The sequence below is a fragment of the Arthrobacter sp. 01N442 genome, from assembly GCF_056399345.1.
Genome location: NZ_JBFTRD010000004.1, coordinates 280,176 through 301,346, shown reverse-complemented (window position 1 = coordinate 301,346; position 21,171 = coordinate 280,176). Strand labels below are relative to the sequence as shown.

Below are 21,171 nucleotides of genomic sequence, written 5' to 3'. Positions count from 1 at the left end.
GGTTCCCTGCCGGTACGACGCTTGGATACGTCGAGGGTGCAGGGAACCGTCGAAACGGCGAAGCGGGAGGCCGACGGCGGGTCAGGCCACCGGGGTGCCGGCGAGCGCTCCGGGCGTCGGCTCCGCGGCCAGCCGGCCGCCGTCGTGCGGGTAGATCATTTCCGCCGGCGCCTCGGAGTTCCGCTTGGCCAAGGGGTAGAACACGAGGGCGGTCACCACGAGCCCCACCAGCCAGGAAATGTCCGATCCGCCGAGCAGCTCGGTCATCGGGCCGGTGTACAGCGTCTGCGCCAGGAACGGGATCTGGGCAACAATGCCGATCGCGTAGGAGATCAGGGCCGACGCGTTCCAGCGGCCGTAGCGGCCGTTGGGGTCGTACAGCGCCGGGATGTCCACCTTCTCCTTGGAGATCAGGTAGTAGTCCACCAGGTTGATGGAACTCCAGGGGATGAAGACCATGAGCAGCAACAGGACGAAGTTCTTGAAGTTGGCCAGGAAGTCCGGGGAGGCCAGCACAGCGATGAGCACGCTGAGGCCGATGAAGCCGATCACGTAGGCGAGCCGGATCCGCGACGAGGCGTCGGACTTGCGCGTGAAGGCCGTGACGGACGTCAGCATGGTCATGTATCCGCCGTAGGCGTTCAGCGTGTTGACCGTCAGCTTGCCGGTCACGATGACGAGGTAGATGACGACGGCGATCAGGCCGCCGCCGCTGAGGTTGCCCAGGAAGGCCACCTGACCGTCAAGGAAACGCTGGCCCTTGGGCAGGGCGAGGGACGCGAACAGGGCGCCCAGCGTCATGGACCACTGCGAGCCCAGCACGGTTCCGAGGAACGCGGCCAGGAAGGTCTTGCGCGCCGGAGTCTTTGAGGGCAGGTACCGGGAGTAGTCCGCGACATAGGGGCCGTAGGTCAGCTGCCACCCGGCGCCCAGCGAAATGGCGAGCAGGAAGGTGGGGAACTGGAAGGTGCCCGAGGCGAGGAGGGCCCCGACGTCCTGGCTCGCGAACAGCCGGATCCCCAAGTATGTGAAGCCCAGGACGCCGATCACCGTAGAGATGCGGCCCAGCAGGTGGATGTACTTGTAGCCGAGGGTCGCCACGAGGACGGTCAGTGCGCCGAAGATCACCATGCCGACGGCGGGGGTGCCGGTCCGGGTGATCTGGTCGATGGCCTGGCCGGCGAGGACGGTCCCGGTCGCCGCGAAGCCGAGGTACATGATGATGACGAGTACCAGCGGGATCACCGCCCCGAAGACGCCGAACTGCGCGCGGCTGGAGATCATCTGGGGCAGGCCGAGCTTGGGTCCCTGGGCTGCGTGCAGGGCCATCACCGCGCCGCCGAGGAGGTTGCCGACCAGGAGTCCCAGGATTGCCCACAGCGCGTCAGCGCCGAAAAGCACGGCCAGGGCGCCGTCGACGATTGCGGTGATCTGCATGTTCGCCCCGAACCACAGCGTGAACTGCTGGCCGGGAGATCCGTGCCGTTCATTTTCCGGAACGAAGTCGATGGAGCGGCGCTCGACGCCGCGCCCGGCGGTATTCGTTCGTGTCGAAGCTTGCATGCTCGTCCTTACTGAAGATCAGGATGGTTTCGTCCACCCATCTGAACACTTTCCGTGACCTGCATCACGGGGACAAGCGTTGATGTTGTCCGGTATTCCGGACAGTGAGCCGCGAAGGCGCGCGTTCGGCGGTCGCTGGGTTTATCCGGGCTTATCCGGGAGCCTCGGGGCCCGGGCCGGCGGCTAGCCGGCGGCGCCGATCTCGCGGTTCACGGCGGGCATGATTTGGGTGGCCAGCAACTCGATGGAGCGTGCGGTCTGGGCAAACGGCAGGCCGCCGAGTCCGATCTGGGCCATGTACCGGGTGTTGCCCAGCGTTGAGTGGATTTCCAGCAACTTCTCAACGACCTGCTGCGGACTTCCCACCAGGAGGCCCCCGCCGGGCTCGGTCCACTCGTCGAAAGTGGAGCGCGGGAAGTGGTCCAGGGGTCGCGGCATGTTCTGCTCGAAGTACGCCCGGTAGTACGGGTAGAAGGTGTCCCGGGCCTGTTGCGACGTTGGGGCGGCATAGAAGTGGCCGCCCACCCCCACCTGCAGTCCGGCAGCGTCATGGCCGGCGTCGTGAGCACTTTGCCGGTAAAGCTCGACGAGCCGCCGGAAACGGGCCGGACCGGACAGCAGTGCGACGAACAACGGCAGGCCCAGCCGCCCGGCCCGGGCAAAGCTCGCCGGGGTTCCGCCCACGCCCACCCAGACAGGCAGCTTGTCCTGGGCCGGACGTGGCGCAACATCCATTCCCGCCAGCGTCTGCGTCAAGTGCCCCTGCCAGTTCACGACGGCGTTGTCCCGCAGTTCCAGCAGCATCCGCAGTTTCTCGTCGAAGAGGCCGTCGTAATCCTCCAGCCGGTGGCCGAACAGCGGATACGACTCTACGAAGGCGCCCCGGCCCACGGTGATCTCGGCCCGACCGTCCGAAATCAGGTCCAGCGTGGCGAACTGCTCGAAGAGGCGCACGGGATCCTGCGTCGAGAGCACCGTAACGGCCGTGCCGAGCCGCAGGTTTGTGGTTTCCCGGGCAATCCCGGCGAGCACGATTTCCGGCGCCGACAGGGCAAAGTCATGCCGGTGGTGTTCCCCGAGGCCCAGGAACCCGAGACCGGCCTGGTCGGCCAACTTCGCCAGCTCGATGATGTCCTTCAACCGCTGCTGCGGGGACAGCGCGGCTCCTGTGCTGATGTTTCGGGAAAGCTCGCCAAAGGTAAAGATGCCAAAGTCCATGATTTATTGAACATTCAAGTATCGCCGTTCATTCCCGGGGGTGCCCCCTGGAGGTCCCCATTTCGATGGTTCCGTGCGCACTCGACGCTTGGAACCATCGAGTGCGCACGGAACCGTCGAAACGGCCGCAGCGACACCGCCGGATAGCACCCGTTTACATCCTCGAAACAAACCCGACACGAGCCCTTCACGAACCGCCGATTTCTGTAACTTCCCTGCAACGTGGCGCCCGACTGCCTGAAACACAGCCCCGGGAGGATTGAACCCGGTTGGGGACCGGCGGCGAGGTGTCCCGGTACGGCGAAATCGTTGGAAGGGAACGCAGGTGGAACTCACCGCGGGAAACGTCTGGATCATGGTCTCAACAGCCCTCGTGCTGCTCATGACCCCCGCCCTCGGGCTCTTTTACGGCGGCATGACCAGGGCCAAGGCCTCACTGAACATGATCATGATGAGCTTTGCCTCGGCCGGGATCGTGGGCGTTGTGTGGGTGCTCTGGGGCTATTCGATGACCACGGGCAAGGGCGTCCTGGGCATCTTCGGTGACCCCTTCGCCAGCTTCGGCCTGTCCAAGCTCATGGGCTCCCCAGAACTCCTCAAGGCCGGCTTCAGCGCAACCTTCGCAATCATCACCGTCGCCCTGATCAGCGGTGCCATCGCCGACCGCGCCAAGTTCACCGCCTGGGTGCTCTTCGTCCCGGTCTGGATCACCCTGGTCTACTGCCCGCTGGCCTTCATGGTCTGGGGCGGCGGCCTGATGAGCGCCGGCGGCGCCGTGAGCTCCATCTTCGGCCAGGTGATCGACTTCGCCGGCGGCACCGTGGTCGAGATCAGCTCCGGGACTGCAGCCCTGGTGCTGGTGTTGATCCTCGGCAACCGTCACGGTTTCGGCAAGGACCCGGCACACCGCCCGCACAACATTCCCTTCGTCATGCTCGGCGCCGGCATCCTCTGGTTCGGCTGGTTCGGCTTCAACGCAGGCGCTGCCGCGACGGTGGAACAGGCCGGCCTGATCTGGGTCAACACCCTGGCTGCCCCAGCGGCCGCCATGCTCAGCTGGCTCGTCGTCGAAAGGATCCGCCACGGCCACCCCACCTCCCTCGGCGCCGCCTCCGGCGTGGTGGCCGGTCTCGTTGCGATCACGCCGTCCTGCGCCAACGTCAGCCCCCTCGGCGCCGTTGGACTGGGCCTGGTGGCCGGCGCCGCGTGCTGCGTCTTCGTGGACCTGAAGTACAAGTTCGGCTTCGATGACTCGCTCGACGTCGTCGGCGTCCACCTGGGCGGCGGACTGATCGGGACGCTGGCGCTGGGCCTCATTGCCCTTCCGGTTGACGGCCAGGGCGGCGGGCTCTTCTACGGCGGCGGCCTGCACCAGCTGATCGCCCAGACCGTCGCCGTGCTGATCACCGTCGCGCTCTCCGCCCTCGCGACGGCGGTCATCGGCCTCGCGATCCACAAGACCGTCGGCTTCCGGGTCAGCCACGAGGCCGAAATTGCCGGCGTGGATCGCTCGGAACACGCCGAGACCGCCTACGAATTCGACGGCCTGGCGCACAGCCGCTTCAACCCGTTCGGCCACCACGTCCAGTCCCACCAGGCGCCGGCCCGTTCTGCCGCAACGCCGCACGCCCGCCCAACGGCAACCCAGCACGCCCAGCCCGAGCGCGTCAAGGAAGACAGCCTCGCCTAGCGCCTCCGGCTCCTAGCCCGTCTTCCCCGCCCGGCCATCCCCCGGCCACCCGCCGCCTAGCCCCTCCGGCCACCCCCGCGGGCGCGGCCGGGACAACCGCCTGACAGAATGGCCTCATGGAACTCGCCCTCGGACTGCTGGTTCTCGTGGCCGTGGTCTGTGCCGGCAGCGCCCTGGGCCGGAAGCTCAACGTTTCCGTCCCGCTGCTGCTGGTCCTGGCCGGCGTCGCGGGCTCCTTCCTCCCCTTCATTCCCCCTATCGACCTGAACCCGGAACTGGTCCTCGTCGGGCTGCTGCCGCCGCTGCTCTACGCCGCGGCCTTGCGGACCTCGCTCTTCGATTTCGGTTCCAACCGCCGCGCCATCGGCCTGCTCTCCGTCGGCTACGTCATCTTTGGGACCCTCGCCGTCGGGTTCGTGGTCTGGTGGCTGTTCCCCGAAATCCCGCTGGCCGCCGCGATCGCCCTCGGCGCCGTCGTCGCGCCGCCCGATGCCGTCGCGGCAACCGCCATCGCCCGGAAGGTGGGCATGCCCCGCCGGATCGTGACCATCCTGGAGGGCGAATCCCTGGTCAACGATGCCACCGCGCTGGTCTGCCTGCGGGCCGCCCTCGCCGCCATCGCCGGGACGGTGTCCGCGGCGGGAATCGCCAGCGGCTTCGTGCTGGCGGCCGGCGGCGGGCTGGTGGTCGGCCTCGCCGCGGCCTACGTGCTGACCGAACTGCGGAAGCGGATCCGGAACGTCGCGATCAACACCTCGACGTCGCTGATGGCACCGTTCGTCGCATACCTACCGGCGGAGGCAATCCACGCTTCCGGTGTCCTCGCCGTCGTCGTCACCGGGCTGGTGATGGGAACAAAGGCACCTTCGATGCCCAACGGCGCGGCCCGGCTGAGCCAGCGCAGCAACTGGAACACGGTGCAATTCCTGCTCGAAAACTCCGTTTTCCTACTGATCGGCTTGCAGGTCCGGACCATCATCGAGGGCATCCAGGACGATTCGCTGGGTGCCGGCCGCATCTGGGCCGGCTGTGCCGTGATCCTGCTCGCGGTGTTGCTGCTCCGGCCGGTGTGGGTGTTCCCGGCAACGTACCTGCCCCGGCTGATCCCGGCTGTGCGCAGGAAGGATCCGGCGCCGCCATGGCAGTTCGCCGCAATCGTGTCCTGGGCCGGGATGCGCGGGGTGGTGACGCTGGCCGCGGTGCTGGTGCTCCCGGCGGACCTGGAACACCGGTCCGTGCTGATCCTGGCCGCCATGGTGGTGGTCGGCGGGACCCTGACCCTGCAGGGCTTCACCTTGCCGGCGCTGGTCAGGATGCTCCGGATCCAGGGCCCCGACCAGCGTGAGGACGCCCTGAACCAGGCTTCGCTGATGCAGCTCGCCACCGCGGCCGGGGTGCAGCGGTTGCAGGAACTGCGCACCCCCAACGACCCGCCGGAAGTCGTCGCCATGCTCAAGCGCCGGACCCAGGAGCGCGGGCTGGCGGCCTGGGAGCGGCTGGGCCGGCCGACGTCGGAGGCCGCAACGCCCAGCCAGCGCTATGCCCAGCTGCGGCTGGCCATGCTGGAAGCGGAACGAGCCAAGGTGCTCGAGTTGCGGCGCGGCGGCGCTTACGCCCACGAAGTTCTCAGCGAGGTCCTGGACCGCCTCGACGTTGAGGAATCCATGCTGGACATCTCGCTCGAGGAACTGGACACCCCCGCCGACGGCGGCGGCGAAGGCATCGCCACGCCCGGCGGCGTCTGCGGCCACCTCGAGTCCGCGGCCGACCCCGAAGTTCCGGCCGATCCGTTCTGCGCGGACTGCCGCCGTGAAGGCACGACGCCGGTCCACCTCAGAATGTGCCTGGCATGCGGGAACGTGGGCTGCTGCGATTCCTCGCCCGGGACGCATGCTTCGCGGCACTTCGAAGCGACCGGCCACCCCGTCATGCGCAGCGTCGAACCGGGCGAGGACTGGCGCTGGTGCTACGAGGATGAGCTGCTGGGGTGATGCCAAGGCCGCCCGCCGCGCGTACCCTCGGTTTGTGGACATAGTCGAGTTTTTGTCCGAGCGCATTTCCGAGGATGAGGCAGCGGCCCGGACACTCCTCAACGACCGGACCGTGTCCAAATCCGGCGAGTGGTACGAACAGCGGCTGCTGCTCGAGTGCGAGGCCAAGCGGCGGCTGATCGGCGTGGTCGAGGCTGCGCGGCAATCGGCTCTGGCCGCGATGGTCAGCGACTCCCTCCAGGAGACCCACTGGGCGCCGCGGTCACTGGACTGGATGGAGCGCTCCCTGCAGGCCCTCGCGTTGCCCTACTACGACCACCCGGACTTCGAGCAGGGCTGGCTGCACCCCTGAGCCGCCCCTCGTCCACCCCGCGCCCACTCCGCGCCCGCCCGCGGGACGTGCCCATCCCTGAAATATCCGCGCCCGGGATGCCGTTAGCCCGGATATGACAACTATCGGAATCATCGGTGCAGGACACATTGGCAGCCAGCTCGCCCGGAAGGCGGTCCAGCTCGGCTACGACGTCGTGATCAGCAACTCCCGGGGACCGGAAACCCTGGCGGAACTCGTCGCCGAACTCGGGCCGCGTGCCCGTGCGGCAACCGTGGCGGAGGCCGCGGCGGCCGGCGATTTCGCCGTCGTCACCGTCCCGCTGAAGAACATCAAGGACATCCCGGCGGAGCCGCTGGCGGGCAAGATCGTCATCGACACGAACAACTACTACTGGGAGCGGGACGGCCGGTTCCCGGCGCTGGATAACGGCGACGCCACCACCTCGGGGCTGCTCCAGGAGCACCTGCCCCAGTCCAAGGTGGCCAAGGGCTTCAACCACATCATGTACTCGCAGATCACCACGGACGGCAGCCCGGCGGGAACGGAGAACCGGCGCGCCCTGGCCACCGCGAGCGACTTCCCCGAGGCGGCGGAGCTGGTGACACGGCTTTACGACGAATTCGGCTTCGACACCGTCAACATCGGCCCGCTCTCCGAAAGCTGGCGCGTGGAACGGGACCGCCCGGCCTACGTCGTCCGCCAGAACGCGGCCGAACTGCGGGAGAACCTCGCGAAGGCTCCCCGCACCATCCCGGCGCACTGACCCACCCAGATGACAGTTCACGGCAGTGTTCGCGCCGGAGACTGCCGTGACCTGTCATCTCGCGCGCTTGTCCCAGCCTAGAAGCCGGCGCCACCACGGCCGATCCGGTTCCGGTTCGTCCGGGACGACGGCGGATGCCCGGGCCCGACGGCGTTCGCGCCAAAGCTCCACTTCGGCGTCGACGTCGCGGGTACTGGTGGTGACGGGCGGCCCGCCTTGGAGTTGCCGGCGGGCGTCGATCACGCGCGCATTGAAGTCGGCAAGGAGGTCCCGCACCTGGTGCTCCGTCGGCTGGGCGTCCAGCCGTTCGTCGAGCTCCGCGTCCTCCGTGCGGAGCAGGATCGCCGTGGGGCCCAGTCCGGTGATGTTCTCGCGCTGGAGCAGGCCCTTCACCCACCAGTCCGGATCGTAGACCTCGCCGAGGCCCGGGATGGGCTTGCCGGCGTATTTGAGGTTGTCGAACTTCCCCTGCTCCATGGCGTCGCGGATCAGGTATTCGGCCTTGGCGGCGTCGTCTACCTTTTCCTGGACCGTGCTGCCGCTGGCCTGGATGGAGCGCAACTCGGCCGCCCGTTCCACCCGGCGCCGGTACGCCGAGCGCCCCGCGTCGCTCATGAGCCACCATCCTTCCCGGCTGCCGGAACACCGAATCTGGCTTCCAGTATCCGCAAATCCGGCAGGCGGTGAAAGGCGCCCTCGACGCGCTCGCGCCGCCGGGCCGGCATCGCGTCGAGATGACAGTTCTCGGCAGTGTTGTGCCGAAACACTGCCGTGAAGTGTCATCTCGCGCCGGCGGTTCAGTCGTCCAGGCAGATCACGAAGCTGGGGAATACATGCCGGCCCGGGCGTCCGTCCACCATGTCGATGGCCCTCCGGAGCTCCTCGAGGTGCTCCGGCGCCAGCTGCAGCGGCGGTTCGTCCGGCTGGTAGCTGGTGTAGATCGGATAGTCGACGCCGGGATCCCGCGACATTTCGATGTGGCAGCCCAGGACGTGGCTTACTGGGTGCGCAGCGCAGAACTGAATCAGCCGGTCGATGGTGCGGACGAACGCCGGCGAGTCGTGGACGTAGAGGCGGCCGGGGTAGACGGTGTCCCCGGTGAACAGGATGCCGGTGTCCGCGTCGTAGAAGGTGACGGCGGCGCTGTGGTGCCCGGGGCTAGGCCAGCATTCCAGGACGCGGCCGCCCAGATCCACCCGGGCCACCGCGCCGCCCGCACCGCCGTCGTCGTCAAACCCGAAAAACTCCCATGCGCTGCGCTGCCCGGCATCCACCACGAGCGTGCCGGGCCGGTCCGCGAACTGGGCGTCCCCCGCAACATGGTCGCCATGCGGATGGGTGTGCAAGACCAGCAGCCCGTAGTCATCCCGGGGGTGTGCGGCCAGCCAGTCATCGATGAGGCCGTCGACGACGCGGCGCAGCGGGAAGAACTCCGCTTCGGCCGTGGCGCCGGTGTCGATCAGCACGGCGCGGCTGGCGCCGAACAGCAGGAACATGAACGGCGCCTCGTAATTGACCGCCATGTTCTGGCGCAGCACGAAGGTGTGCTCATCGTAGGCGTGGACCTGGATGTCCGGGTCCGTGTTGTGCTTGGCGGACTCCGAGCCGTGGATCCAGGACACGTCGAGGTTCCCGGCGCGGGGGACGCCGGGGGTGAAGTCGAGCGCGGCGCCGTCCATTCCTACAGCCCCGGCAGGACCTGGTCCCGGACCTGCTTGCGCAGGATCTTGCCGAGCATCGAGCGCGGCAGGTCCGGGACCGGAACCACCCGCCGCGGCACCTTGTAACCTGCCAGGTGCTCGCGGCAGTAGCTGCGCAGGACCTCCTCATCCAGTGCGGTGCCCGGTTCGAGTTCGACGGCGGCCACCACCATTTCCCCGCCTCGTTCCAGCGGTTTGCCCACGACGGCGGCGTCGCGGACGTCCGGGTGCAGGCGCAGCACGGCCTCCACCTCGGTGGGCGAGACATTGAAGCCGCCCGTGATGATCAGTTCCTTGGCCCGGTCCACCACCGTGGTGAAGCCGTCCTCGTCCACCGTCACGACGTCGCCGGTCCGCAGCCAGCCGTCCGGGGTGAGGGTTTTCGCGGTTTCCTCCGGGTTGTTCCAGTAGCCCTGGAAGACCTGCGGGCCCTTGATCAGCAGCTCGCCCGGATGGCCCTGCGGGACCTCCACGGAGGGATCGTCGACGTCGACCACCTTCATCAGGGTGGATGGGAACGGCACGCCGATGGTGCCGGTCCGTCGGGTCGGATGGAACGGATTGCCCAGCGCGACCGGGGAGGATTCGGTCATGCCGTAGCCCTCCACGAGCAGGCCCCCGGAGACCGATTCCCAGAGTTCCACCACGTGGTCCGGCAGGTTCATCGCGCCGGAGATGCAGTACTTGCAGGAGCGCAGCGAGACGCCCTTCTCCTTCGCAGCCATGGCGGTGCGCTCGTAGATCGGCGGAACGGCACAGTAGACGGTGGCGGGCGACTTCTTCATCGCGTCCAGGATCAGGTCCGGGTCGAATTTGGGGAAGAGGACCAGCAGGCCCTGCTTGCGGATGCCGTAGGTCAGATACAGGGTCATACCGAAGGCGTGGAACATGGGCAGGATCGCGTAGAAGATTTCCTTGCGGTACTCCGCGCCCGCCATCCAGGCCTCGCCCTGCAGGGCGTTGGAGTACAGGTTGAAATGCGTGAGCATCGCCCCCTTCGGCCGGCCGGTGGTGCCCGAGGTGTACTGGATCGCTGCGAGGTCGTTGACCGTGGGGCGGGGGTGGGCGGGGTCGATCCGGCCGTGGCCCAGGAGTTCCTTCCACGGCATGGTTCCCGGTGCGGGGGCTGTCAGTGACGCACGTGTTTCCCGCAGCTTTTTCACCGGCAGCTTCAGGGCCAGTCGTTTGACGGCGGGGAAGGCCTCGAGCAGGTTGACGGAGACCACGTGGTCGATTTCGACGTCCGCCGGGAAGTCGGCGATCGCGGCCGCGGCCTTGTCCCAGGCGATGACGACGCGGGCCTGGTGGTCCTCGAACTGGTGGCGCAGTTCGCGGGAGGTGTACAGCGGGTTGTGTTCGACGACGACGGCGCCCAGGCGCAGCACCGCGTAGAAGGCCACGACGTGCTGCGGGCAGTTCGGCAGGATCAGGGCCACCCGGTCGCCGGCGCGGACGCCGAGCCGACGCAGGCCCTCGGCAGCCCTGTCCACCTGCTCGCCGAGTTCGGCGTAGCTGGTCCGCCGGCCGAAGAACTCCAGCGCCGGGGCGCTGCCTGCCTCGGCCACGGACCGCTCCAACATGGCCACGAGCGACTCCGTGGGCAATTCGATCTCGGCGGGGACGCCCGGCTGGTAGTTCTTTACCCAAGGCTGCTGGTCAGTGTGCTCCATGCCCACATCATTTCGCGAACTCCGGTCCGGGGCGAATCCGGACGCTCCCTCACCTTTAGCGGCTTATCCACCAACGCTCCCTCACCTCTGGCAGCAACCCCACCGACGCTCCCTCACTTGTGGCGGCCAGCCCACCGACGCCCCCTCACTTGTGGTGGCCATTCCACCAACGCTCCCTCAGCCGTGGCGGCAAACCCACCGACGCTCCCTCACCAAACCTGAGGGAGCGTCCACCACAAATCCCCCGCACCTGAGGGAGCGTCCACCACACATCCCCCAACCCTGAGGGAGCGTCCACCACACATCCCCCAAACCTGAGGGAGCGTCCACCACACATCCCCCAAACCTGAGGGAGCGTCCACCACAAACCCGCCGGATCTGAGGGAGCGTCCGGGGTGGCGGTGGGCTACAGCGCGGACCAGCCGCCGTCGGAGGCGAGGATGGCGCCGTTGACGTTGGTGCCGTCGTCGCTGAGCAGAAAGGTGATCGAGGCCGCGAGCTGCGCCGCGGTGGCAGGGGTGGGGATGTTGGCGCCCATCAGCGGCCCGAGACGTTCGGCCGCTAGTTGGGAGCCCCAGTCGGCCACGATGTTGGTGATGGTCGCGCCAGGTGCCACCGCGTTGAACCGCAGGCCCTTCGGCCCGTACATCACCGTGGAGTTCTTGGTCAGGCCGACGACGGCGTGCTTGGACGCCGTGTAGGCGGCCCCGGCGGCGGAGCCTCGCAACCCGGCCTCGGACGTCACGTTGACCACGGACCCGGCGCCGGCCTCCAGCATCAGCGGGACCACGGCGCGGGTCAGTCGCATCAGAGCCGTGACGTTGATGCGGAACACCTGCTCCCAGACGGCGTCGTCCACCTCATGAACAGGGGCAAAGTTGTCCATGATCCCGGCGACGTTGGCGAGGGCGTCCACGCGCCCGCCTGCGGCGGCAAGCACGGCTGCGACGGTCTCCTCGGTGGAAATGTCCCCCGCCACCGGCACGAGGTCCAGGCCGGCATTCCCGGCCACCAGATCGTCCAGGCGTTCCTTGCTGATGTCCGCCGCAATGACCCTGCCGCCTTCCTTCGCGACGCGCAGCGCGGCGGCGAGGCCGATGCCGGAGCCTGCGCCCGTCACGATCACGGTCTTGCCGGCGAAGCGCCCCGGAGTGATGGTTTCCTGCCATGAAGCGTCGTTGCCCATGATGTCCTTCCAGACGTGGTCGGTCCTGATGAGGGCGGGAGCCCGCCGTCGTAGTTTGACGGGAGGGCTTGCGGTTGTCCAGAGTGAGTCAGTGCTCTTGAACGTTGAACAAAGCGCCCCGGGCACTCTTGCCCCCGGCGCTCAGCCCCGGCGGCGGCAGCTTGCGGCTCTTTTCGGGTTTCTGGCGGCCTCCTGGGCCGTATCGCTGGTGGGCTCCCTGCCGATCCGGATGAACGCGGTCTGGTATGCGGCTGCGGACACCGCGCCGTGGACTCCTCCGGTGTGGATGTTCGGCTCAGCGTGGCTGGTGCTGTACGCGGCCATGGCCGTGGCGGCATGGATGGTGTGGCGGCAGCGGATCTTTCCGCGCCGCGAGGCACTCAAGGTTTACGGTGGCCTGCTGCTGCTGAATCTGGCATGGCCGCTGATGTTCTTCGGCCTGTACCCCGTGATGGGAACGGCCGCTCTCTGGCTGGCGCTCCTCATCATCGCGGCCCACGCCGCGTTCGCGGTGTTTGCGGTGCTGCGCTTCGGACCGATCAGCACGACGGCCGGGGTGCTGATGCTGCCCTACGTTTCATGGCTCGTGTTTTCGGCCAGCCTGAACCTTTACGCGGCTCTGCACAACTAGGCGGTCAGACCTCGCGCAAAGAGGACGACGGCGGGACTCGCCCGCCGTCGTCCAGCAGCTCCGGCCTCCGGCCGCTCCGGCGCGGTTTAGGCGTTGGCGTGCTCGGCAAGGATCGCGTCGACCTGGCCCAGCGCCCCCTTCATGCCTTCCTCCATACCCATGGCCACGATCTTTTCCATTTGCTCCTCGGTCTCGAAGGTGGACAGCACGGTCATCCGGGTGCGGTCGCCAATCGGTTCCAGCGTCACGATCCCGTGGATGGTGCCCATCTCCGCGACCGGCTCGCCGCCGTCGTCTGCGAAGCCGTCGTCGAACTCCAGCCGGTGCGGCGCATCGATGCTGACGAACCGCCACCAGCCGCGCGCCTTCTCCCCGTCCGGTCCAGTCATGAAGTAGCTGGCCTCGCCGCCCGGGACGAAATCGTGCTTTTCGAAGGTGGCCGGCCAGGTGGGCGGCCCCCACCAGCGCTCGAGCTGGCGCGGGTCTTCCCAGATCCGCCAGACGCGTTCGACGTCGGCGTCGAACTCCGTGACGATGCTGAGGCTGAGCGCTTCAAGATTCTTGACTGAACTGATGACTGTCATGATGAACCCTTCCTATCCCGCTGCTTCGTTGGTTTCTGTGTTGCCTGTGGATTGCCCGCTTGTTCCGGGGTGCGTCTCTGCCAGCAGCTCGGCGATCCGGTCCGCCCGCTGCCGCCAGATGACTTCGTACTCGTCGAGCAGCCTGCGGGCCTTTTGCAGTCCGTCGTGATTGGCCCGCACAATCTGCTCCCTTCCGCGCTTCTCCTTGGTCACCAGGGAGGCGCGTTCCAGCACCGCCACGTGCTTCTGGACGGCGGCGAAACTCATGGCGTAGAGCGAGGCGAGCCCGGAAACGGAATACTCCCCGACCGTTACGCGGCGGATGATGTCCCGGCGGGTCGTGTCGGCGAACGCCTGGAACAGACGGTCTACCGCTTCGTCACTCAACTGATCTACAACCATTTGGTTGTAGAATAGACTGACGTCGAAAGCATGTCAATGGACGGGCAGCGGCTTACCCCAGGAAGGTTCGGAAGATGTCACGGGGACTCCATCTCCCAGATGCCCACCACTGTCGTAGGCCTGCGTTAGATTGTCAGCACAATCATTCTTGTTCAGGGGGACGTATGGAATTTTCAGAAAAACTCTCGGCGCTGGCGGCGAAGGTTAGGCAGCAGCGAGAGATTATCCAGACCGAAGAGGCAACAAAAAACGCGTTCGTCATGCCTTTCATCTCAACAATTCTTGGCTACGACGTCTTCAATCCGATGGAAGTCGTTCCCGAGTTCATCGCGGATGTGGGCCTCAAAAAGGGCGAAAAGATCGACTACGCAATCGTCAAAGACGGCGAAGTGCAGATCCTGATTGAATGCAAGAAGTCGGCCGAACCTGTGAAGATCGAGCACGCGTCTCAACTTTTCCGATACTTCGCTGTCACCAATGCACGAATTGCGATCTTGACCAACGGCGAGGTCTACCAATTCTTTACCGATTTGGACGCGCCGAACCGCATGGACGCAAAGCCGTTCCTCGTCCTCGACCTCAACGACATCGATGAGTCGCTCATCCCGGAACTACAGAAGCTCTCCAAGGACGTCTTTGACCTTGACTCGATCATCAATGCTGCCGGCGAGCTCAAATACATCGGCGAACTGAAGCGTACGCTTGCTGCCCAGTTCAAGGAACCCGAAGATGAATGGGTCAAGTTCCTGACCGGGCGCGTTTACGCCGGCGCCTACACGCAGAAAGTCCGGGAGCAGTTCACCACTCTGGTAGCGAAAGCATCGAAACAGTTCCTCAATGACCAGGTAAACGAGCGTTTGAAGAAGGCGCTCGGCGCACCTAACTTCCCGCAGAACGAAGAGGCCTCAGCGGCTGCCGCAGTCACCAGTGCCCCCGTCGCCGAGGCCGATCTCGAAGCCGCAGATGGGATCGAAACGACGCTGGAGGAAATCGAGGGTTACCAAATCGTCCGCGCCATCGTCTGCAGCGAGGTCAAGCCTGCCCGCGTTTCTCAGCGCGATGCCAAGTCCTACTTCGCGGTACTTCTCGATGACAACAACCGCAAACCGATCGCGCGGCTCCACTTCAACCGGGCCCAGAAGTACATTGGCTTGTTCGGCAGTGACAAAGAGGAAACTCGCGTGCCGATCGGCTCCTTGGAAGAAATCTACGAGCACACCGAGGCATTGCGCGCGAGCGTCCGAAGCTACCTGTGATCGGGATGTAGCTTAACCGAAGAGGACGACGCCAGATCCACTCGGGCGTCGTCCTCTTCAGTTGTCTCTCCCCAGTTACCCCAGGAACGTTCGATGGATGTCGCTGCCGTAGCGGCCGATGATGTCCCGTTTAGCTCTCTTGAACGCTTCGAGATCTCCGGCATGGCCGTGCTGCTCGACGCGGCGCCGGGCGAGCTCGTCCGCGATGACGTCCAGGAAGAGTTCGGCCAACAGCAGGCGTGCCGAATCGCGGAAGCGTCCGCGGCCGTCGACGTACAGCTGGACCGTGGGCGCGGCGGTGTTGATGATGACCTTTCGTTCTTCCGGGCTGTAGACGGCACGGTCGGCGGTGTTGTGCAGGCTGCGGAAGTCGTAGCCCGTGAAGAGGTCGACGCCGTGGTCCCGGCTCGCGCGGTGGCCCTCCCGATGCGCCGCCGGTTGCACCCCCGCCTCGGCGCGCACGGCGCCTGCCGCCACGGCAAGGTGCGGCGGCTGGTCGACGCTGCGGCGCGAGGCATGTTCGGCGACAACGATTTCGCACAACGCCCAAAAGTCGCCGGCCCGGACGGTCAGTTCCCCGCGCTCGCCCGCCCGCTCCCCCACTACGGTCCATTCAACTCGCCGGGTCTGCCCCAGCTCAGCCACGGCGATCGGCACCGGTTCCGGGTCGATCCGCAGCGAACCGGGGAGATCCACCTCGAACGTGAGCATCCCGCCGTCGGGCAGCCGGGCCGGATCCAGCAGGAGGGACACTCGGAACGGGTGCCCCGGCGGACGGTAGTAGAAGGGGGTGGTGAACCGCAGCGCGGCGGGCTGCTCCCCAAGCGTGAGGCCCTCGCCGCCGGACGCCGGATCCGTCTCCAGCCCGAGATCGACGACGGCGGCCTCGTTCATATGCTGCAGCAGCTGCTCGATCATTTCGGCGGTGCGGCCCGACGTCGTGGCGCGCTCAAGATGCGTGAGCTTCTCCTTCTCGGCCTGCACGGCACCGGCGATCATCTGGCTGACGGCCTCGGAGAACGCCGCCACGAAGGGGTCCCGGGGGTTCAGCCCCTCCCGTTCGTCGCTGATGATGGCCCGACCGCGACCCAGCATCCCGGTCAGGGCGTCGCAGGACACGGTGCCAAAGAGGTACTCGGTGCCCACCTGGTTTTCAAAGGCGAACAGCTGGCAATCCAGCGCGGCCTTCCCGGAGAGGACGACGAGGCCGTTGGTGCGTTCGTCCCCTTTGAGTGTGAGTTCGGTGGCCTTGGCCCGTTTCAGCGTGAGGGTGAAGGGATGCGCCTGGCCCTCGAAGCTGACGCTTCCAGGCTGGTCCGGGCCGAGGAGCACGTCCGCCGCAGGCTCCTGGAACCGGATCGGCTCGCGGCGGCCCTCCCCCAATCCGGGTTGCCCGTGCTCCAGCTCGACGCTGCGCCGGTCCAGCACCGCACGGAGGTAGAAGTTGTCGGACAGGGACTGCAGCAGGGTGCTGTACTGGGTGATCCGGACGCGGGGATTGTCGACGACGACGCTCACCCGGGTGCCGCTGGCGGCCGGTGCTTCATCGATGCCAAGCCGGGCGTAGTCTGCCGGGAACGCGCGGCGGTCCTCGCCGCCGTCGTCGTATAGGTAGCCGCCGCTTTCGCCGCGGAAGACGTCGATCCGCGTGAAGCGGCCGTCCTGTATGGTCTCGATCCAGCCGTGGCCCAGGCCGAAGATCGCCTGTTTGAGGCCGCGGCCGAAGTAGCCCCGGCCGTCGCCCTCGCCGCGGGCGAGCGGGCTGTGCGCGCCGCCGTAACTGAGGATCCGGCCCGCCTGCTCGAAGGACATGCCTTCCGCCTGGTCGCCGACCATCAGCACGGCCCCGGTGAGATGCCGCTCGTACCGGACATGGATTCGGCCGCTGACGCGGGCGCCGGCCTTTTCGAGCCGGGCGTAGCTGTCGTCGCTGTTGGTGATCAGCTCCACCAGCGCCTTCTCCACCGAGGCGAATCGCCGCGAGTCGATCCCGATCACGCGCTGGTCCACTTGGATTTCGGCAACCGTCATGCAGATTCCCTCGCCGCTGTTAGCACGCACCGGAGGCGCGCACGCCGTCTACCGGGACAGTAGCAGTCCGGCGGGCGTCAGCCTAGGGAGTTGTGGCCGCGGATTGCCGGCCCGATTCGTCCTGCGGTTCGGTGGCGTCCATGACGCTGTTGAGCCAATCGACGGCGTCCGACCGCGAGGTGAAGAATTCATGCGGGTACTGGGTGTCCCGGCTGGTAGCGGCGGCCACCACACGGTCCACCGCACTGGATCCGAGGACAGCGATGGCACTGACGTCGGACGACTTGGCGAATTCGTAGCGGGCCGCGGCGCTGATTTCGACGTCGGCCATGACCGAGAGCATCGGCATCCGCCGGCCCTGGCAGATCCGCTCGGTCGCTTTCATGGCATCGCGGGCATCGTCCACGTCAACGAAGGATCCGGGGGTCCACACCGATTCGATGATGCCGCCGCTGATCCGCAGGGTGTTCTTCCCGCCGGCAGCGTGGATGGTTTCTGGCATCATCTGGCCAATTCTAGGCGCGGCCCGCCTCAGCACCGGGACAACACGGCCGGGTCCGGCGACAAACCCGAAAGTGACGCCGAACCAGCCCCGCCACCGGCTGCCGGAGGTAGCCCTATCAGCTGTGATGAGTCTCACCCGCAATAATCGCCATCTGGCTTGAGCCGCCGCGCGGCCGCTGTGCATCATGAAAAGGCAGGCCGGGACAGCTACCCGGCAGGCAGAGCCCCGAGCCGGAGACCGACGCGATGCGCCGGAACCAGTCGAGGGGCGCCATCCTGGTGGACGCAATGAGGCCAAACCGGTGAGCTCGCAGAGCTACCCTCGGCCGCAGGCGTTCCTGGTTTGGCCACGGCGGCTCCGCATCGGTGCGGCAGCCGGACACCCGGATTCAGAAATGGAAGCACTGAACAATGACGTTTGAAACTGCCAACCACGCTGTCACCCACAAGCTCGTAGACCGCTCTACGATGCACCACGAACTCGATGCCTTGGTCCACGACCTTTCGGTCCGGCACAACACCGCCAAGTCCAACATCGCGGTCCACGCCAGCGGCCCGAACACCTTCACCCTCAGCCTGAACGGCGCGGCCAACCTCGATTCGGCCTCCGCCTAACGGCACCAGTACGCAACAGCACGACGACGGCGGGAGGCTCCCGCCGTCGTCGTTGCTTCTGCGGACGACGGCGGCGGCGCCCCCACGAGCCTCTCCCCTCCCCGAGGCTCCGGCTGGCAGACTGGGCCGATGACCGATTCCCTTCACCAGTCCCGACGGCCCGGGATCCGCGCGGCCATGTTCGTGGATTTCGACAACGTCTACACGGGGCTGCTGGCACTGGACCCCGCGGCCGCGAAGAGGTTCGCCGAGGATCCCAAGCATTGGACCGAGGCACTGGCGGACGGGGTTAGCGGTGAGGAATCCCGACGCTTCCTGATCCGCAACTGCTATCTCAACCCCGTCATCTATTCCAAATACCGGCCATATTGGACCCGGGCGGGCTTCCGGGTGATCGACTGCCCCTCCCTCACCCAGCGGGGCAAGAGCAGCACCGACATCAACCTGGTGCTGGATGCGATGGACGCATTGTCCGGCGCTGCACATATCGAGGAATTTTTCGTCGCCTCCGCGGACGCAGACTTTACGTCCTTGGTGCAGCGGTTCCGCGCCGCCGACCGAATGACGACGGTGATTGCTGCCGGCGCCGTAGCCTTCGCGTACCGGGAGATGGCCGACAGCGTGGTGGAATCCCACGACTTTGTGTCCATCCTGAGCGGGACGTCGCTGGAGCCGATCCACGCGGTGGAGGCTTCCAAGCAGCCAAATGTCCAGACCCCTGCAAAGGCGAAGCCGAAGTCCGCGTCACCTGCGGTCCGTGAGGTGGTCAAGTTGGTCCGCAGCGCTCCGGGACCGGTTGTCGGCGCGATGGTGGCCCACCGGGCGCTCGCGGCTGACCCCTCGCTGAAGACTGACTGGGGCGGGGCCGGCAAGTTCGGAACCTGGGTGGCCCAGCTCGGCCAAAACGTCCAATACTCCCCGTCGCAGGGCGGCTGGGTGTGGGACGCCAAGCGGTTTTCAATCGAGGACCTCCCGGCCGCCACGGATGTGCAGCCCGGCATCGAGGAGCAGGTCGCCCGGGTGACAGACGTCCCGGCGCTCTCGGCAGCCCAGTTCCGGCAGGTGTTCGTGGCCTTGGCTGCGCGGCTTCGCGAGCAGGGGCTGAACCGCAACGAGCTGCCTAGGCTTGTGCGCGACGACTGCGTCAGCGCGGGCCAGCCGGTCTCCCGCAACGCCGTGAACTTCATCCTGCAGGGACTGGCCTACGCCAATTTCCAGCTCAACGATGACGCCACCCCGGCCGGTCTCGCCGCCGCGTGGACCGCGAATGTGGAAGAGCTCTGCCGGGTCGCGCTGATGGAGTTCGACGACGCCGAAAAGCTCGCGTTGAAGCGCTGGGCCAGTGGCGGACTGCTGGAGGCCGCAAACCGTCCCTAGCGCGTGACTGCTTCGTTTTGTGCCAGCAGGCCAAGTTCGGCCCGGCGCGGGAGCCCCTCCCAGTCTCCGTAGGCGAGGCAGGCGAAGGCGCCCGTCTTCGCGGCCAACTCGAGTCGCTGTGCCGGGGAGCCTCCGGCCATAAGTTCTGACAGGTAGCCGGCCACGAATGCATCTCCTGCACCGACGGTGTCCACCACTTCAATTGGCACGGCGTCCTGCTGGAAGAATTCGCCGTCAATGCAGGCGACGGCGCCCTCGCTGCCAAGCTTGACCACTGCCTGGCCAGGACCCAGGCTGGCCATCCGTTCCGCCAGCTCAGCCGGGCTCGTCGCGTTGCCGACCGCCAGGGCTGCTTCTTCGTCGCCGGCAAAGACTACGTCGGCCAGCGGGATCAGCCCGCGGTAGGCGTCTGCCGCTGCAGCCGTGGTCCAGAGGTTGGACCGGTAGTTGAGGTCGAAAGAGACGGTCACCCCGCTGGCCCTAGCGATCTGCATGGCTTCGCGGACGGCAGCTGCGGCGGACCCGGACAACGCAGGTGTAATGCCGCTGACGTGCAGAACCGAGGCGCCCGCGATCAACAGCGGGTCCAGGTCCGCCGGTGCGAAGCGCGAACCGGCGCTACCCGCCCGGTAGTAGCTCACCTTCTGCGTCGAGGCAGTGCGGCGCTCCTTCAGCATGAGCCCGGTCGGCGCGGCTTGATCCTCCGTTATCCTCAGCGTCACGCCCTCCGCCCGAATCTCCCGGGTGACGAGCTGCCCCAGGGCGTCTGCGCCCACCCTTCCGCACCACACGGCGTTGCCTCCGAGTCGTTGCACGCCGATGGCCACGTTCGATTCGGAGCCGCCGATGCCGAGCCCCATCGTCGCAACGTGAGCCAGCGGTCCCGGCTGACCCGCGGTCAGGAGCGCCATGGTCTCTCCCATGGTCACCAAGTACGGTCCTGCCGGGACAGGGCCGCTCATTTCGCTGCCTGTGCCTCGGCCACCAGGCCGCGCAGCCGGACAGCCCGTTCGGTGAGCTGCTTTCGGTCTCCGCCGTGGAAGGCGTCTCCGATCAGCGGGCCGCCCATACTGACGGCGAGGGCTCCTGCCCTGATCCAGGCTGCGGCGTCCGCGATGTCCACGCCTCCTGACGGAACGACTTCGATGTCCGGAAAGGGACCCCGGAGCATGGACACGTAGCCCGCGCCCACCAGCGACGCCGGGAATACCTTCACGGCCGTGGCTCCCGCAGACCAGCCTGCGAGCAACTCCGTGGGCGTCAGTCCACCCGGGTAGATGGGAATCCCCTTCTCGACGGCTGCTGCGACGATTTCCGGGTTCGTCGACGGAGTTACCAGGTACTTCGCCCCGGCATCGATTGCCCTCATCGCCTCGGCCACCGTGGTGACGGTTCCCACTCCGAATTCTGCAGCGTCGCCGAAGCGCTGCTGCAGCCGCGGAAGTTCCTCGAAGACTCCGGGCGTGCTCAATGTCAGTTCGACGCTGAGGACACCACCGGTGAGCAGCGCTTCAATGACCGGCGCGCAGTCGCGGGCGTGGGCCGCACGCAGGACCGCGATCACCCGTGTCTCGAGCAGGATTTGCGACGGCGCGGGCCGGACGGCCACGGCCTGGCTTGGGGTGGGGCACACAGGACATTCCTTACGATCGGGTG

Annotated in this window: 20 protein-coding genes; 8 read left to right on the top strand and 12 right to left on the bottom strand. The window is 66.9% G+C overall.

The window, feature by feature from the left end:
• Positions 1-81 precede the first annotated feature (81 nt).
• Positions 82-1,563 (bottom strand): purine-cytosine permease family protein, encoded by a 1,482-nt coding sequence (locus tag AC1DNC_RS08780; RefSeq protein WP_476862184.1) that lies wholly within the window; start codon positions 1,561-1,563, stop codon positions 82-84.
• Positions 1,564-1,746: 183 nt separating this feature from the next.
• Positions 1,747-2,781 (bottom strand): LLM class flavin-dependent oxidoreductase, encoded by a 1,035-nt coding sequence (locus AC1DNC_RS08775; RefSeq protein WP_476862183.1) that lies wholly within the window; start codon positions 2,779-2,781, stop codon positions 1,747-1,749.
• A 325-nt stretch (positions 2,782-3,106) separates the two neighbouring features.
• Here AC1DNC_RS08775 and AC1DNC_RS08770 point away from each other — a divergent pair, with 325 nt between their 5' ends.
• The 4 genes from AC1DNC_RS08770 to AC1DNC_RS08755 all read left to right on the top strand — a co-directional run bounded on the left by AC1DNC_RS08770 (position 3,107) and on the right by AC1DNC_RS08755 (position 7,559).
• Complete coding sequence (locus AC1DNC_RS08770; RefSeq protein WP_476862182.1) at positions 3,107-4,471, top strand: ammonium transporter; 1,365 nt, start codon at positions 3,107-3,109, stop codon at positions 4,469-4,471.
• Between the two features lie 116 nt (positions 4,472-4,587).
• The gene (locus AC1DNC_RS08765) at positions 4,588-6,462 is read left to right on the top strand and encodes a Na+/H+ antiporter (protein WP_476862181.1); all 1,875 of its coding nucleotides are present in this window, start codon (positions 4,588-4,590) and stop codon (positions 6,460-6,462) included.
• A 34-nt stretch (positions 6,463-6,496) separates the two neighbouring features.
• Complete coding sequence (locus AC1DNC_RS08760) at positions 6,497-6,814, top strand: DUF6221 family protein (RefSeq protein ID WP_476862180.1); 318 nt, start codon at positions 6,497-6,499, stop codon at positions 6,812-6,814.
• 94 nt (positions 6,815-6,908) lie between these two features.
• Positions 6,909-7,559 (top strand): NADPH-dependent F420 reductase, encoded by a 651-nt coding sequence (locus tag AC1DNC_RS08755; protein ID WP_476862179.1) that lies wholly within the window; start codon positions 6,909-6,911, stop codon positions 7,557-7,559.
• 54 nt (positions 7,560-7,613) lie between these two features.
• Here AC1DNC_RS08755 and AC1DNC_RS08750 read toward each other — a convergent pair whose 3' ends face one another.
• From AC1DNC_RS08750 to AC1DNC_RS08735, 4 genes are all read right to left on the bottom strand, one after another.
• Positions 7,614-8,174 (bottom strand): DnaJ family domain-containing protein, encoded by a 561-nt coding sequence (locus AC1DNC_RS08750; protein WP_476862178.1) that lies wholly within the window; start codon positions 8,172-8,174, stop codon positions 7,614-7,616.
• Positions 8,175-8,356: 182 nt separating this feature from the next.
• Positions 8,357-9,238, bottom strand: a complete 882-nt coding sequence (locus tag AC1DNC_RS08745) for an MBL fold metallo-hydrolase (protein WP_476862177.1) — start codon at positions 9,236-9,238, stop codon at positions 8,357-8,359.
• A 2-nt stretch (positions 9,239-9,240) separates the two neighbouring features.
• Positions 9,241-10,929 (bottom strand): long-chain-fatty-acid--CoA ligase, encoded by a 1,689-nt coding sequence (locus tag AC1DNC_RS08740; protein WP_476862176.1) that lies wholly within the window; start codon positions 10,927-10,929, stop codon positions 9,241-9,243.
• Positions 10,930-11,335: 406 nt separating this feature from the next.
• Complete coding sequence (locus tag AC1DNC_RS08735) at positions 11,336-12,115, bottom strand: SDR family NAD(P)-dependent oxidoreductase (RefSeq protein ID WP_476862175.1); 780 nt, start codon at positions 12,113-12,115, stop codon at positions 11,336-11,338.
• A gap of 91 nt (positions 12,116-12,206) precedes the next feature.
• On the opposite strand from AC1DNC_RS08735, the gene AC1DNC_RS08730 reads away from it, so the two are divergent.
• Positions 12,207-12,746 carry a tryptophan-rich sensory protein gene (locus tag AC1DNC_RS08730; RefSeq protein ID WP_476862174.1) on the top strand — a complete coding sequence of 180 codons (540 nt, stop codon included), beginning with the start codon at positions 12,207-12,209 and terminating at the stop codon, positions 12,744-12,746.
• 86 nt (positions 12,747-12,832) lie between these two features.
• Here AC1DNC_RS08730 and AC1DNC_RS08725 read toward each other — a convergent pair whose 3' ends face one another.
• Entirely contained in the window at positions 12,833-13,330 is a 498-nt protein-coding gene (locus AC1DNC_RS08725; protein WP_476862173.1) for an SRPBCC family protein, read from the bottom strand.
• Between the two features lie 12 nt (positions 13,331-13,342).
• Complete coding sequence (locus AC1DNC_RS08720; protein ID WP_476862172.1) at positions 13,343-13,732, bottom strand: ArsR/SmtB family transcription factor; 390 nt, start codon at positions 13,730-13,732, stop codon at positions 13,343-13,345.
• Between the two features lie 164 nt (positions 13,733-13,896).
• Between AC1DNC_RS08720 and AC1DNC_RS08715 the strand changes: the two genes are divergently transcribed.
• Positions 13,897-14,988, top strand: a complete 1,092-nt coding sequence (locus tag AC1DNC_RS08715) for a type I restriction endonuclease (RefSeq protein ID WP_476862171.1) — start codon at positions 13,897-13,899, stop codon at positions 14,986-14,988.
• 75 nt (positions 14,989-15,063) lie between these two features.
• Here AC1DNC_RS08715 and AC1DNC_RS08710 read toward each other — a convergent pair whose 3' ends face one another.
• Positions 15,064-17,019, bottom strand: a complete 1,956-nt coding sequence (locus tag AC1DNC_RS08710) for an ATP-binding protein (RefSeq protein WP_476862170.1) — start codon at positions 17,017-17,019, stop codon at positions 15,064-15,066.
• Between the two features lie 82 nt (positions 17,020-17,101).
• The gene (locus tag AC1DNC_RS08705; protein WP_476862169.1) at positions 17,102-17,524 is read right to left on the bottom strand and encodes a DUF7793 family protein; all 423 of its coding nucleotides are present in this window, start codon (positions 17,522-17,524) and stop codon (positions 17,102-17,104) included.
• Positions 17,525-17,934: 410 nt separating this feature from the next.
• Here AC1DNC_RS08705 and AC1DNC_RS08700 point away from each other — a divergent pair, with 410 nt between their 5' ends.
• Positions 17,935-18,138: a hypothetical protein gene (locus AC1DNC_RS08700; protein ID WP_476862168.1), complete on the top strand. Its 204-nt coding sequence runs from the start codon at positions 17,935-17,937 to the stop codon at positions 18,136-18,138.
• Positions 18,139-18,267: 129 nt separating this feature from the next.
• Complete coding sequence (locus tag AC1DNC_RS08695; RefSeq protein WP_476862167.1) at positions 18,268-19,515, top strand: NYN domain-containing protein; 1,248 nt, start codon at positions 18,268-18,270, stop codon at positions 19,513-19,515.
• Here AC1DNC_RS08695 and AC1DNC_RS08690 read toward each other — a convergent pair.
• Together AC1DNC_RS08690 and AC1DNC_RS08685 are read right to left on the bottom strand one after the other, a co-directional pair.
• Positions 19,512-20,477, bottom strand: coding sequence for a sugar kinase (locus AC1DNC_RS08690; protein ID WP_476862166.1), 966 nt, complete (start codon positions 20,475-20,477; stop codon positions 19,512-19,514). The genes AC1DNC_RS08695 and AC1DNC_RS08690 overlap by 4 nt on opposite strands.
• Positions 20,474-21,148: a bifunctional 4-hydroxy-2-oxoglutarate aldolase/2-dehydro-3-deoxy-phosphogluconate aldolase gene (locus AC1DNC_RS08685; protein ID WP_476862165.1), complete on the bottom strand. Its 675-nt coding sequence runs from the start codon at positions 21,146-21,148 to the stop codon at positions 20,474-20,476. The genes AC1DNC_RS08690 and AC1DNC_RS08685 overlap by 4 nt, the downstream gene beginning before the upstream one ends.
• Between the last annotated feature and the right edge of the window lie 23 nt (positions 21,149-21,171).